A 13,754-nucleotide genomic window follows, 5' to 3' on the forward strand; every position below is an offset into this window, starting at 1 on the left:
ATGCCCCGCCACACGGCACGAAGATGAGCCCCGCCCGGCACCAACCCAGTCCCTACCGCCGTCGTCGGCCCCGCTTCCTCAGCGCCACCGCTTCCTCGGCCGCGGCGAGGAGCCGGCGGGCCGATTCGTCCCAGCTGAACTCCGCGGCACGGCGCACGGACCGCACGGACCGGTCCTTCCACAGCGCCGGATCCTCCAGGGCACGAACGGCCGCCGCGAAGTCTGCCGGCGAGGACGGATCCACGTAGCTGACCGCGTCGGAACCCACCTCGCGGAAAATCGGGATGTCGCTGGCAATCACCGGCGTCCCATGGGACATCGCTTCCACCAGCGGCAGCCCGTAGCCCTCGGCCTTGGACAGGCTCACCAGCGCGGTGGTCCGGGCCAGCAAGGCTTCGTACTCCTCGTCCGTGACCCCGTTGTGGAACACCACGTTGGCGCCCGCGGGAACCAGAGCCTCCAGCTCGGCACGGCGCTCGGGCGTGATCCGGCTCAGCAGGTGGAGGGTCATCTCCGGCAGCTCCGCCATGCCGCGGACCATAGTCTCCACGTTTTTGTAGGGCATGAACGAGCCCATGTACAACAGCGTCTTCTCGGCCCCGGCGCCGGGATCACGCGGGGTCAGGCCCGGCTGGGGTGCGTTGCCGACGATCCGCACCGGGCGCCGGGTCAGCCGGTACTTGGCCATCAGCGCCTCGGTGGTGGCGCTGATGGTTGCCACGATGTCGGCCCGGTTGAGCAGCACCCGCTGCGGCCAGAAGGCCTTGTGGTACAGCCGCCACAGCACCCTGACGGGCGCCGGAAGGAAGCCGGGGGAGCAGGGTGCTCGTAGTAGATCAGGTCGTGCAGGGTCAGGATCAGCGCGTACTTCCGCCTCCAGCTGCCCATGGTCTGCATCGGGCAGACGACGACGTCGGCCCCCAGCGTGTTGACCTTCCGCGCCACGAACAGCTCGGCCGGGGAGAGCGGGCTGTTAATCAGCGTGTAGGGCACGTCCGGCAGCAGCGCGAGCTGGCGGGTGTCGCTGATCAGCATGGACACGTCGGCCACCTTGGCGGCGGCCGCGATCAGGCTGGAACCGTAACGGCTGATGCCGTCGTGGTGGTCCAGCCGGGTGAAGCGGGCGTCGATGAGAATTTTCACGCGGCGTGGTCCTTCAGGAAGCGGCGGATGAAACCGGCGGCGGGTTCCGGGGTCTCGTAGTGGATCAAGTGTCCGACGCCAGGGATGACGTCAAGGGTGCCGTCGGGAAGGCGGGGGAGCAGTTTGTGCTGGTCGGGCAGGGTGGCGATCTCATCCTTTTCGCCGGCGATCAGCAGCACCGGCAGCGTCAGCCGCTCGGCGACCTCGGCCACGTTGCTTCCCACCGAGGCCTTGAAGGCCTCCAGCAGGCTGTCCCGGTCCGCGAAGGCGGAGAAGTAGGCGGTGTGCTGGGCGTGGACGAACTGCCGCAGGCGCTTGTCCCTGGTCTTGGCCATGGTCTCGCTCATCACCCGCACCATCAGCTGGTTGCGCAGGAGGGCGTTGCCGAGCCGGCGGGGGAGCCGCGCCGCGGCCTCGTAGTAGAGCACCGCGGCTTTGGTCATCAGCCCCTTCGGGCCCTCCAAGGCCGGCGCGGCGATCGGGTTGATGAGGATCAGTTCGGATACCGCCCCCGGGTGGTTGGCGACGAAGTGGCTGGTGATAATTGAGCCGAAGGAGTGGCCCAGCAGCACGGTGTCCGTTCCCAGCCCCAGGGCGGCCATGAAGTCGGCCACGAAGCGCCCGTACCCCTCCACGCTGTGCGCGCCGGCGGCGAAGGCACCGGAGAGGCCGAAGCCCGGCAGGTCGGGCATCACCAGGCGCATCTCGGGGAGCTGGTCCACCACCCGGAGCAGGCCGTGGTGGTCGCCGCGGAAGCCGTGAATCACCAGGATGGTGCGGGTCTCCGGGGTTGCCTGCACGGGTTCATACGTCCAGTACGTCACCCGGGTCCCGTCAAGGTCCACGGTGGAGGCCATGGAGCGGGACCGCAGGGCGGCGCTGAGGAGCGGTTGCGGGGGAGAGGGCTGGGTCGCCACGTGTTCCATTCGTTGTGGTGGGAGGCCGGCGGTGGGTTTTGGGCGGCGGGGCGTCAGTTGACGTTGTCCGGGTTGGACCCGGTGCGGAAGCCGCGGTCCAGTCCCGCCAGGGCGTCCAGGTCCGCCGTCGTTAGCTCGAACCCGAAGACGTCGTGGTTTTCGTGGATCCGTGCGTAGGAGCTGGCCTTCGGGATGACCACATTGCCCAGTTGCAGGTGCCACCGGATGATGACCTGCGCGGGGGAGCGGCGGTGGGCGGCGGCAATCTCCGTCACCACCGGGTCCTCGAGGACCTGGCCGCGGCCCAGCGGGCTCCACGCCTCGGTGACGATCCCCAGGGAGAAGTGAAGTTCGCGCAGTTCGGCCTGCTGCAGCCACGGATGCAGCTCGATCTGGTTCACCGCGGGGACCACCTCCGCACCCTGCAGCAGCCGGTCAAGGTGCGCCGGCTGGAAGTTGGAGACGCCGATCGCACGGACCCTCCCCTCCCGGTACAAGGTCTCCAGCGCCCGGTAGCTGTCTGTGAAGAGGCCGCGCTCGGGGCAGGGCCAGTGGATCAGGTAAAGGTCGAGGTACTCGAGGCCCAGCTTGGCCATCGAGGTGTCGAAAGCCCGCAGCGTTGCGTCGTAGCCCTGATCGTCATTCCACAGCTTGGTGGTGACGAAGAGGTCCTCACGCGTCAGCCGCGGGTGCCGCTCCCCGGAGCCGCCGGTGGCGCCGTCGAACGCTGCCAGCGCACCAATCGCCTTGCCGACGCCAGTCTCGTTGCCGTACATCGCGGCGGTGTCGAAGTGCCGGTAGCCGGCCTCCAGTGCCATGGTCACCAGCCCGGCGGCATTGGCCGGCGGCACCTTGTACAGCCCGTAGCCCAGGCGGTCCATCAGCACACCGTTGTTCAGCGTCACCCGCGGCGTCATTCTCATAGCAACGACTCTACCTAGTACCCCGGCCTCTCCGGCGTTCCTCCCGCTTCAGCCGAGCCCCTCGGTGCTGACCAGCCGCCGGGCACTGGCCTCGTCCAGGATCAGGTCCGTCGCCAGTCCCGCGGCCAGGGCGCCGCGCAGTCCGTTGATCTTGGAGGCGCCGGAAACCACGCAGATCCGACGCCGGACCTGACGCAGCTGCGCCAGGTCCGGCCCGGTGGAGCGCTCGTTCAGGGTGATGCCGTCGGAGGAGCCGTCCGCGCGGAAGAAGACGGTCGCGACATCGCCGACGACGTCGGACCCGGCCAGGACGCTGAGGTCGTCCTCGTCGAGGTAGCCGCCGGCGTAGACATGGCTGGGGTAGTCCGCGTCGACCGATCCGACGCCGAAAATGGCGATGCTCATCCGCGCCTGCAGCTGGAGGATGCGCTGCACGCTGCGCTCATTCCACATGGCCTGCTTCGTGGCGGCGTGGTCGAAGAAGGCGGGCACGGGGAACTGCTCCACCCGCGCGCCGTAGGCGCTGCCGAAGCGGCGCATGATGTCCGAGGCGTAGGTGATGCCCGTGGTCTGCATGTTTCCGGCGCCGTTGAGCTGGACGATGATGCTGTCGTGCGTGATCTTCCGGGTCAGGTGGCGGCTGACGGCGCTCAGCGTGGATCCCCACGCGACGCCGATGATCGCGTTCGAATCGACCAACGGGCCGATGGTCCGCGCGGCCTGCATGGCCACACGATCAAGGGTTTCCGCCTCGTTCAGGGTGTCCACCACCGGAACTACGTGGACGTCCACCTTGTATTCGGCCTTGATCCGGCTGGCGAGCTCCGGTCCGGTGTCCAGCGGACTGCGGATCTGGATCTGCACCAGCCCCGATTCCCGGGCCGCGGAGAGCAGCCGCGAGACGGTCGAGCGCGAGGTGCGCAGCTCCCGTGCGATCGCGTCCATGGTCAGGTCCTGGAGGTAGTACAACTGGGCCGCCCGGAGGGCGTCCGACTGGCGCGACGGGGACATTGCGGCTCCCTTCTGCACATTTGTGCATAGTGCTTGACTCCATTTTCCATTACTCCAAAGAATAGTCATGAACGGCGGCGTGCCCGAAGCGCGCCGCGCAGCGTCAAACCCCAAGGAGCAGTGTTGGGAAACAAGGTCAGTTCCGGTCATCCGGCGCCCGGTCAGCAGCGCACATCGGTGCAGCAACTGCGGGACCGTCCGCACGCGCAGGTACTCATCATCGGCGGGGGCATTAACGGAGTCGGGACGTTCCGCGACCTGGCGCTCCAGGGCGTCGACGTCGCCCTCGTTGAGCGCGGCGACTTCTGCCAGGGCGCCAGCGGCGCCTCCTCGCACATGATCCACGGCGGCATCCGCTACCTCGAAAACGGCGAGTTCCGCCTGGTGCAGGAATCCGTCGTCGAACGCAATCGCCTCCTGCGGATCGCCCCGCACTACGTCAAGCCGCTGCAGACCACCATCCCGATCTTCAGCACCTTCTCCGGCATCCTTGCCGCACCGCTGCGGTTCCTCACCCACAAGCAGGGCAAGCACACCGAGCGCGGCGCCTTCCTGATCAAGGCCGGCCTGACCATGTACGACTTCTTCTCCCGCGACGGCGGCACCGTGCCCCGGCACCAGTTCCGCGGCCGGAAGAACGCCCTGGCCGAGCTGCCCCGCCTCCACCCCGGCATCAAGTACGCCGCAACCTACTTCGACGCCTCCGTTCACAACCCGGAGCGCCTCACCCTGGACGTGCTCCAGGACGGCGAGAAGGCCGGCGAGGCAGGCGGCAACGGCGCCCGCGCCAGCAACTACCTCTCCCTCGTCTCCATGGGCACCGCGGCCGACGGCAAGTCCGGTTCCGTGCAGCTCCGTGACGAACTGACCGGCGAGGTCTTCGACTTCACCGCCGACGTCGTGGTCAACACCACTGGCGCCTGGGTAGACCTCACCAACGAAGCCATGGGCGCCGCGTCGAAGTTCATGGGCGGCACCAAGGGCTCGCACATCGTGCTCGACCACCCGGAACTGCTCGAGGCCTGCCAGGGCCGCGAGATCTTCTTCGAGCACACCGACGGCCGCATCGTGCTGATCTACCCGATGGGTGACCGCGTCCTGGTCGGCACCACCGACATCGACGCCGACATGGCCGAGGACGCCGTCTGCACCGACGCCGAGATCGACTACTTCTTCGACCTGATCGGCCACGTCTTCCCGGACCTGCCGGTCAGCCGCGAGCAGATCGTCTACACCTTCTCCGGCGTCCGCCCGCTGCCGCGCCACGACGAAACCCAGCCCGGCTTCGTCAGCCGCGACTACCGCATCGAACGCCGCGGCGGCAATGGCAGCCCGGTGGTGCTGAGCCTCGTCGGTGGCAAGTGGACCACGTTCCGCGCCCTCTCCGAGCACCTCAGCAACGACGTGCTGGCCGAACTCGGCCGCAGCCGCAAGGTCTCCACCGCCAAGATGGCGATCGGCGGTGGCGCCGGCTTCCCCGAGTCCGAGGAAGGCGTGCAGCGCTGGATCAAGGCCCACATGACCTCCGGCCGCGATGCGGACCGGACCGCCGGCCTGCTCACCCGCTACGGCACCCGCGCCGAGGCCGTCATGGAGTTCCTCGACGCCGGTGAGGACCGGATGCTGCGCTCCACCCGTGAGCTGAGCGTCCGCGAGCTGGAGTTCATGGCCCGCAACGAGCAGATCGGCCACCTGATTGACGTGCTGATCCGCCGCACCTCGCTGGCGTTCCGCGGCCTGGTCACCGGCGAACTGCTCAACGAGGTAGCCGACGTCCTGTCCGGCCCGCTGGGCTGGGACGCCGCAACCCGCAGCGCCGAAATCACCCACGCCCAGGAGGTGCTGGAACGCTTCCATGGCGTCCAGGTCCACAGCCTGGTCGCCTAACACTTGAGCGGCCGGGGGCATTGCCCCCGGCCGTGAAGGCTGCCACCAGGCCCGACGGGCCCGACGGCAGTTGCCGGCCGGCAGCGCGAAACCGCTGCCGGCCACACGTCCCCTCCACCCGCGAGGGACGACAACAGAAAATAGAGGAGTCAAAGATGTCTCTTGGAATAGTTTTCCTGTCCGAAGTATTCGGTACCGCAATGCTGACCCTGCTGGGTTGCGGCGTTGTGGCCAACGTCGCGCTCAAAGGCACCAAGGGCAACAACGGCGGGTTCCTGATGGTCACCTGGGGCTGGGGCCTTGCCGTCTTCGCCGGTGTCTTCGTGGCCGCCAAGTCCGGCGCACACCTGAACCCGGCCGTCACCTTCGGTTTCCTGCTTAACGGCAAGGCAGAGTATGCCCCCGGCGTCGCCGTTAGCTTCGGATCCACCATGACCTACTTCGGCGGCGAACTGCTCGGCGCCTTCCTGGGCGCCGTCGTCATGTGGCTGGCCCACAAGCAGCACTTCGACGCTGAACCCGAACCCGCCAGCAAGCTCGGCGTATTCTCCACCGGTCCGGCCATCCGCTCCACCCCGTGGAACCTTATCACCGAGATCATCGGCACTTTCGTCCTGGTCTTCGTCATCCTGACCTTCGGCGGAACCCCTCCGGCCTTGGCCCGCTGGCCGTGGCCCTCCTGGTGGTCGCCATCGGCGTCTCCCTCGGCGGTCCCACCGGCTACGCCATCAACCCCGCGCGTGACCTCGGCCCCCGCATCGCCCACGCGCTGCTCCCGATCAAGGGCAAGGGCTCCTCGGACTGGAGCTACTCCTGGATCCCGGTTGTGGGTCCGCTGGTGGGCGGCGGCCTCGCCGGCATCGTGGCGGCCATCGTGCCGATCATCGCCACCGCCGCCGCTTCCTGACCCGGATACCCCCCGTACGCATTACCTTCAACCGCCAGGCAATACAGACAAGGACGTCAACGTGAACCAGTACGTAATCGCCATTGACCAGGGAACCACCAGCACCCGCGCTATCGTGTTCGACCACAGCGGCAACATCGTCTCCACCGGCCAGATGGAGCACGAGCAGATCTTCCCGCAGGCCGGCTGGGTGGAGCACGACCCCGCGGAGATCTGGAACAACACCCGCGAGGTCATCGCCTCCGCGCTTTCCAAGGCCAACCTGACCCGCCACGACATCGCCGCCGTCGGCATCACCAACCAGCGTGAAACCGCCGTCGTCTGGGACAAGACCACCGGCAAGGCGGTCTACAACGCGATCGTCTGGCAGGACACCCGCACCCAGTCGATCGTGGACGAGCTCGCCAAGGACGGCGGCCCGGACCGCTTCAAGCAGAAGGTGGGCCTGCCGCTGGCGACCTACTTCTCGGGCACCAAGATCAAGTGGATTCTGGACAACGTCGACGGCGCCCGCGCCAAGGCCGAGGCCGGCGACCTGGTCTTCGGCAACACCGACAGCTGGGTGCTCTGGAACCTCACCGGCGGCACCGACGGCGGCGTCCACGTCACCGACGTGACCAACGCCTCCCGGACCATGTTCATGGACCTCGAGACCCTCTCCTGGGACCAGGACATCCTGGATGCCTTCGGCGTCCCGGCCTCCATGATGCCCGCCATCAAGTCCTCCTCCGAGGTCTACGGCACGGTCCACACCTCCCAGCTGTTGCGTGAGGTTCCGGTCGCCGGCATCCTGGGCGACCAGCAGGCCGCCACGTTCGGCCAGGCGGCGTTCGACGCCGGTGAGGCCAAGAACACCTACGGCACCGGCTGCTTCCTCATCTTCAACACCGGTGAGGAGATCGTCCACTCCAAGAACGGCCTGCTGACCACCGTCGGCTACAAGCTCGGCGACGCCAAGCCGCACTACGCCCTGGAAGGCTCGATCGCCGTGACCGGTTCGCTGGTCCAGTGGCTGCGCGACAACCTCGGCATGATCAGCAGCGCCCCCGAGGTCGAGACCCTGGCCGCCTCGGTCGAGGACAACGGCGGGGTCTACATCGTCCCGGCGTTCTCCGGTCTCTTCGCCCCGTACTGGCGCTCCGACGCCCGCGGCGCGATCGTCGGCCTGACCCGGTACGTGAACAAGAACCACATCGCCCGGGCCGCCCTGGAGGCCACCGCCTTCCAGACCCGCGAGGTGCTCGACGCCGTCAACGCCGACTCCGGCGTGCCGCTGAGCGAGCTCAAGGTCGACGGCGGCATGGTCGCCAACGACGCGCTGATGCAGTTCCAGGCCGACATCCTCGGCGTGCCGGTAATCCGCCCGAAGGTCGTCGAGACCACGTCGCTGGGCGCAGCCTACGCGGCCGGCCTCGCCGTCGGCTTCTGGAAGGACCTGGGCGAGTGCTCGGCCAACTGGTCCGAGGACAAGCGCTGGGAGCCGCAGATGGACGACGCCGAGCGCGACCGCCAGATGCGCCTCTGGAAGAAGGCCGTCACCAAGTCCATGGACTGGGTCGACGAGGACGTCAAGTAAGTCCCAGCGACGATGCCTTCACTGTTGAGGGGGCCCCGCCCGCTTCGCGGACGCCCGAAGCCGCTCCCGGGCCCCCTCAACAATTCGGCATTTCCGGGCAGGACTCATTCAGCCGCTCGGATCGACGTTGTTCGGGTGGGGGCGGGGTGCGGCCTCCCTCTCCAGCCAACCCATACTTCAGCCGCTCGGATCGACGTGGTTCGGGTGGGGTGGGGTGCGGGTGCGCTAAAGTAGTCGTATGCGTGCGATCCTCCTGCTTAGCTAGCCGCCCGGCATCCCGGTAAGAGCTCCGGATTGTCGAGCGGCAGCCCCTCCGTGTGAGGGGCTTTTGTGTGTCCGGGACGAAGTGCGGGCCCGGAGCAGGGGACCGAAGGATCAGGCGCGACCCGTCCTGATCGGACAAGATCGAAAAGAATAGAAGAGGCCAGCAGTGAGCGTTCAGCCGGAGACAGAGACCGGAACAGCAGCAGCCGTCGCAGGTGCCGCCCCCGAGGAGGGCACCTACAATTTCGCCGCCATGGAGGCGAAGTGGCCGCAGGTCTGGGAGGACCTCAAGGTCTTCACCCCGGTCGACGACGGCTCCAAGGAACGCCGCTACGTGCTGGACATGTTCCCCTACCCCTCGGGCGACCTGCACATGGGCCACGCCGAAGCGTTCGCGATGGGCGACGTCGTCGCCCGCTACCTGCGCCAGCAGGGCTTCGACGTGCTGCACCCGATCGGCTGGGACTCCTTCGGCCTGCCCGCCGAGAACGCCGCCATCAAGCGCAACGCCCACCCGAGCGAGTGGACCTACGCCAACATCGACACCCAGGCCGCGTCCTTCAAGCGGTACGCGATCTCCGCCGATTGGTCCCGCCGGCTGCACACCTCCGACCCGGAGTACTACCGCTGGACCCAGTGGCTGTTCAAGCGCTTCTATGAGCGCGGCCTGGCGTACCGCAAGAACTCCCCGGTGAACTGGTGCCCCAAGGATCAGACCGTGCTGGCCAACGAACAGGTGGTCAACGGCGCCTGTGAACGCTGCGGCACCGCCGTGACCAAGAAGTCCCTGAACCAGTGGTACTTCAAGATCACCGACTACGCGGACCGGTTGCTGGACGACATGGAGGAACTGCGCGGCCACTGGCCCGAGCGGGTCCTGGCCATGCAGAAGAACTGGATCGGCCGCTCCGAGGGTGCCCACGTCACCTTCGTCGTCGAGGCCGACGGCGGCAAGCCCGCCAAGGACGTCACCGTCTTCACCACCCGCCCGGACACCCTGTACGGCGCGACGTTCTTCGTGGTCGCCGCCGACGCACCGATCGCCGTCGAACTGGTGACCGAGGAACACGCAGCGGCCCTGGACGCCTACCGCGAGCAGGTCAAGGCCCTCTCCGAGATCGAACGCCAGTCCACCGAACGCGAAAAGACCGGCGTCTTCACCGGCCGCTACGCCATCAACCCGCTGAACGGCGAGAAGCTGCCGGTCTGGGCTGCCGACTACGTGCTGGCCGACTATGGCACCGGCGCCATCATGGCCGTGCCCGCCCACGACCAGCGCGACCTGGACTTCGCCAAGACCTTCGACCTGCCGGTCCGGGCCGTCCTGGACACCGGCGAGGAGGACCCCGCCGTCTCCGGCACCGCCACCGCCGGCGCGGGCACCCTGATCAACTCCGGCGAGCTGAACGGCCTGCCCAAGGCCGAGGCCATTCCCGCCGCCATCACCATCCTGGAGAAGCTGGGAACCGGCGAGAAGTTCGTGAACTTCCGCCTGCGTGACTGGCTGCTGAGCCGTCAGCGGTTCTGGGGCGCCCCCATCCCGATCATTCACTGCCCCGACTGCGGCGAGGTCCCGGTCCCGGACGACCAGCTGCCGGTCACCCTGCCCGATGACCTCCGCGGCGAGGACCTGTCCCCGAAGGGCACCTCCCCGCTGGCCGCCGCCGAGGCCTGGGTCAATGTGGAGTGCCCGTCCTGCCACGGCCCGGCAAAGCGCGACACGGACACCATGGACACCTTCGTGGACTCCTCCTGGTACTTCCTGCGGTTCGTTTCCCCGGAGTACACCGAGGGGCCGTTCGATCCCGCGAAGATCAACGACTGGATGCCCGTGGGCCAGTACGTGGGCGGCGTCGAGCACGCCATCCTGCACCTGCTCTACGCCCGCTTCTTCACCAAGGTCATCCACGACATGGGCCTGATCGAGGCCGACGAGCCCTTCCGGGCGCTGCTAAACCAGGGCCAGGTCCTCAACGGCGGCAAGGCCATGAGCAAGTCCCTCGGCAACGGCGTTGACCTGGGCGAACAGCTGGACAAGTACGGCGTCGACGCCGTCCGCCTGACCATGATCTTCGCCTCCCCGCCGGAGGACGATGTCGACTGGGCGGACGTCTCGCCCTCGGGCTCCGCGAAGTTCCTGGCCCGCGCCTGGCGGCTCGGCCAGGACGTCACCAGCGAGCCCGGCGTCGACTTCGCCGCCGGTGACCGGGCGCTGCGTGCCGTCACGCACCGCACCATCGCCGACGCCCAGGCGCTCCTGGACGCGAACAAGTTCAACGTCGTCGTGGCAAAGCTGATGGAACAGGTCAACGCCACCCGCAAGACCATCGATGCCGGTGCGGGCGGCGCGGACCCCGCCGTCCGTGAGGCCGTCGAGGCCGTCGCGGTGATCCTCAGCCTCTTCGCCCCGTACACGGCCGAAGACCTGTGGAACGTCCTGGGACACCCGGCTTCCGTTGCCAACGCGGGCTGGCCGGCCCACGACCCGGCCCTGCTGGTCCAGGACACGGTCACCGCCGTCGTCCAGGTGCAGGGCAAGGTCCGCGACCGGCTGGAGGTCTCCCCGGAGATCTCCGAGGATGAGTTGCGCGAACTGGCGCTGGCCTCGGAGAACGTCCAGCGCGCCATGGACGGCCGGGGGATCCGCACCGTGATCGTGCGGGCACCCAAACTGGTCAACATCGTTCCGGCCTAGCCGGACCGGAGTTATGCTGTCACCGGCCGTCGGCGTTTTCGCCGGCGGCCGGACCACATTCCAAGGGGTGTTTCGTGCCTGACCGTGAGCCGCCCGGCTGGCCCTGGCTGGGGGAGCGTCTGCTTCGGCTGCGCCGCGCCACCCGGCCGGATGCCGCCGAGCTCGCCGTGGTCCCCGTCGTCCGGACCGCGGTGGTGACCGATTCCGCCGCGGCCCTCCCTGCCGATTGGGTGCGCGACTTCACCTCCGACGGTCGCCTGACCGTGGTGCCCATGCCGGTTATGGTGGGCGAGGAAATCTACGGTGAGGGCGAGGACGACATCGCCGAAACCATCGCCGTGGCCCTGGCCGGCGGTGTGGCGGTCCGGACTTCGCGTCCGTCGCCGGGCCAGTTCGAACGCGCCTACCGCGAGGCCGCCGCCCGCGGGTTCGAAGCCGTGCTGTCCATCCATCTCTCCGCCGAGCTCTCGGGCACCGCGGACTCGGCCCGGCTGGCGGCCGCCCGGGTGGATATCCCGGTGGAGGTGCTGGACTCCCGTACCGCCGGCATGGCCGAAGGCATGGGCGTCCAGAGCGCCGTCGTGGCCGCGGCCGACGGGCTGGACGCCGCGGCCGTGCGCGGCTTCGCCGAGGCCCGGCTGGCCCGCACCAAGGTGTACTTCTATGTCCCCAGCCTGGAGCAGCTGCGCCGCGGCGGACGGATCGGAGCGGCCGCGTCCCTCTGGGGAACCATGCTCTCGATCAAGCCCATCCTGGCGGTCGACGACGGCAGGATCGTCCCGTTGGAACGCGTCCGGTCCGCGGCCCGGGCGGTGGCGCGCCTGGAGGAAATCGCGGCCGACGACGCCCTGTCCCGTCCCGCCGGTGAAGCTCGGATCGCCGTGCACCACTTCGGGAACCCAGCCGAGGCCGAACAGCTGGCGGCCCGGTTGGCGGACCAGCTGCCCGGCTGCCCACCCGCGCAGATCAGCTCGCTGCCGGCCGTCCTCGCGGCCCACGCCGGGCTGGGGGTGCTGGCCGTCGTGGTGGGGGAGAGCAGCACCCCCGTCCCATCTCCGACGCCGTCTTCCGCTCCGAGCGGTCCGCCGGCCGGGCCTTAGCAGGGCGAGCTGTCCACATAGGCCTACCGGGACCTGCCAGCAGTGCTGCGTGGGCACCTAGCGTGGACGCATGCCGCGCCGCTCCCCGACTTCGACCCTTGCGGGTCCCCGCGCGGCCCGGCACCGTTGGGCGGCCAGCCTCGGATCGCCCGGGGACACGTCTGCCGAGGGGTCCGCAGACGATGCGCCCCTGCTGGATTCCTTCGATTCGTGCCCTGACGCCCGGCCGGACGACGAGATGCCGGAGTTTGCGCCGCCACTGGTGCGCTGGCGAACGGCCCGCGGGGCCGCCGTCCTGCTTGCTGTGGTTGCGGTGCTGCTCGGAGGCTGGTTCTGGTGGCGGGCCGCCGGCTCCGCTCCGCGGGTGGAGCCCCTGAGTGAGACGTCAACAACTGCCGCGGCCGTGGAGACTGCGCCCGCCGCACCGGTCGAGCGGGTCGTCGTACACGTCACGGGTGCCGTCATCCGGCCCGGGGTGCTCACACTAGCGGCGGGCAGCCGGCTCCATGAGGCAATCGCCGCCGCCGGCGGGGCCACGCCCACCGCGGACCTGGACCGGCTGAACCTGGCCGCGGCCGTGGAGGACGGCCAAAAGATCGTCGTGCCCGAACGGGGCAGCCCAGAGGCGCAGGATCCGCAGGGCGGGGCGTCGGGGGAGGGAGGCGGGTCCGCCGCTAGCAGCGAAAGCGGGACCGGCGGGACAGGTGGTGGCAGTGGAAGCGGGACCGGGGCACCCGGGAGCGGGACCGCGAAGGTCAACCTCAACACCGCCGACGCGGAGGAACTCGCCACGCTTCCGCGGGTGGGGCCGGTGCTCGCCCAGCGGATTGTGGACTGGCGCAAACAACACGGCCGGTTCACCCGGGTCGAGGAGCTCGACGCCGTGGACGGCGTCGGGCCTAAACTCCTCGAGGCCCTGCTGCCGTTGGTGCGGGTCTGACATGCCACGCGAGCTCCGGCAGCCGGAACACGGGCACCAGCACCGTCCCTGGCAAGCCTACCGGGACGCCGCGGTCTTCAGCCTGGCGCCGCAGCCGGAGCCGACGGACACTTCAGGTGCCCTGACGGACAAGCGCAAGCGAAAGAAGTCAGACGGGCAGGCACGGTCCTTGCGGGACGGCAGTGTCAGGAGGCGGCTGGAGGCACGTCTTGGCAAGACGCTGTCCGGCCTCCTCACCGGTACGCCGCATTCCCGCCAATCGAGTTCCGTGTCTGCCCGGCGGAACGGTCCTCCCGACAGCGGAGCCCGGCGGCGGAGCGACCTCCGCCTCGTGCCGGCCGCGCTGCTGGTCTGGGCCAGCTCCCTGGCGGGGGCGTGGATCCGGCCGCTG

8 protein-coding genes and 2 pseudogenes are annotated in these 13,754 nt (G+C 68.9%); 6 read left to right on the plus strand and 4 right to left on the minus strand.

Annotation, left to right across the window (positions count from 1 at the left end):
• Positions 1–52: 52 nt before the first annotated feature.
• The 4 genes and pseudogenes from ACRQ5B_RS13795 to ACRQ5B_RS13810 all read right to left on the minus strand — a co-directional run bounded on the left by ACRQ5B_RS13795 (position 53) and on the right by ACRQ5B_RS13810 (position 3,994).
• Positions 53–1,143, minus strand: a pseudogene (locus ACRQ5B_RS13795) (glycosyltransferase family 4 protein).
• Positions 1,140–2,069 carry an alpha/beta fold hydrolase gene (locus ACRQ5B_RS13800; RefSeq protein WP_432394775.1) on the minus strand — a complete coding sequence of 310 codons (930 nt, stop codon included), beginning with the start codon at positions 2,067–2,069 and terminating at the stop codon, positions 1,140–1,142. Before ACRQ5B_RS13800 ends, ACRQ5B_RS13795 begins: the two are co-directional and overlap by 4 nt.
• A 44-nt stretch (positions 2,070–2,113) precedes the next feature.
• Complete coding sequence (locus tag ACRQ5B_RS13805) at positions 2,114–2,983, minus strand: aldo/keto reductase (protein WP_432394777.1); 870 nt, start codon at positions 2,981–2,983, stop codon at positions 2,114–2,116.
• 48 nt (positions 2,984–3,031) lie between these two features.
• Positions 3,032–3,994 carry a sugar-binding transcriptional regulator gene (locus ACRQ5B_RS13810; protein WP_432394779.1) on the minus strand — a complete coding sequence of 321 codons (963 nt, stop codon included), beginning with the start codon at positions 3,992–3,994 and terminating at the stop codon, positions 3,032–3,034.
• A 123-nt stretch (positions 3,995–4,117) separates the two neighbouring features.
• Here ACRQ5B_RS13810 and ACRQ5B_RS13815 point away from each other — a divergent pair, with 123 nt between their 5' ends.
• From ACRQ5B_RS13815 to ACRQ5B_RS13840, 6 genes and pseudogenes are all read left to right on the plus strand, one after another.
• A complete protein-coding gene (locus tag ACRQ5B_RS13815) occupies positions 4,118–5,881 on the plus strand; it encodes a glycerol-3-phosphate dehydrogenase/oxidase (RefSeq protein ID WP_432394781.1) in 1,764 nt (587 codons plus the stop codon).
• 155 nt (positions 5,882–6,036) lie between these two features.
• A pseudogene (locus ACRQ5B_RS13820) lies at positions 6,037–6,788 on the plus strand (MIP/aquaporin family protein).
• Positions 6,789–6,849: 61 nt separating this feature from the next.
• Complete coding sequence (glpK, locus tag ACRQ5B_RS13825; protein ID WP_432394783.1) at positions 6,850–8,364, plus strand: glycerol kinase GlpK; 1,515 nt, start codon at positions 6,850–6,852, stop codon at positions 8,362–8,364.
• Positions 8,365–8,794: 430 nt separating this feature from the next.
• Positions 8,795–11,323 (plus strand): leucine--tRNA ligase, encoded by a 2,529-nt coding sequence (leuS, locus tag ACRQ5B_RS13830; protein WP_432394785.1) that lies wholly within the window; start codon positions 8,795–8,797, stop codon positions 11,321–11,323.
• Positions 11,324–11,397: 74 nt separating this feature from the next.
• Positions 11,398–12,423, plus strand: a complete 1,026-nt coding sequence (locus tag ACRQ5B_RS13835) for a DegV family protein (RefSeq protein WP_432394787.1) — start codon at positions 11,398–11,400, stop codon at positions 12,421–12,423.
• Between the two features lie 70 nt (positions 12,424–12,493).
• Positions 12,494–13,363, plus strand: coding sequence for a ComEA family DNA-binding protein (locus tag ACRQ5B_RS13840; RefSeq protein WP_432394789.1), 870 nt, complete (start codon positions 12,494–12,496; stop codon positions 13,361–13,363).
• Positions 13,364–13,754 lie beyond the last annotated feature (391 nt).

Origin of the sequence: Pseudarthrobacter sp. L19, assembly GCF_050859435.1 — a bacterium.
Lineage (GTDB): Bacteria > Actinomycetota > Actinomycetes > Actinomycetales > Micrococcaceae > Arthrobacter.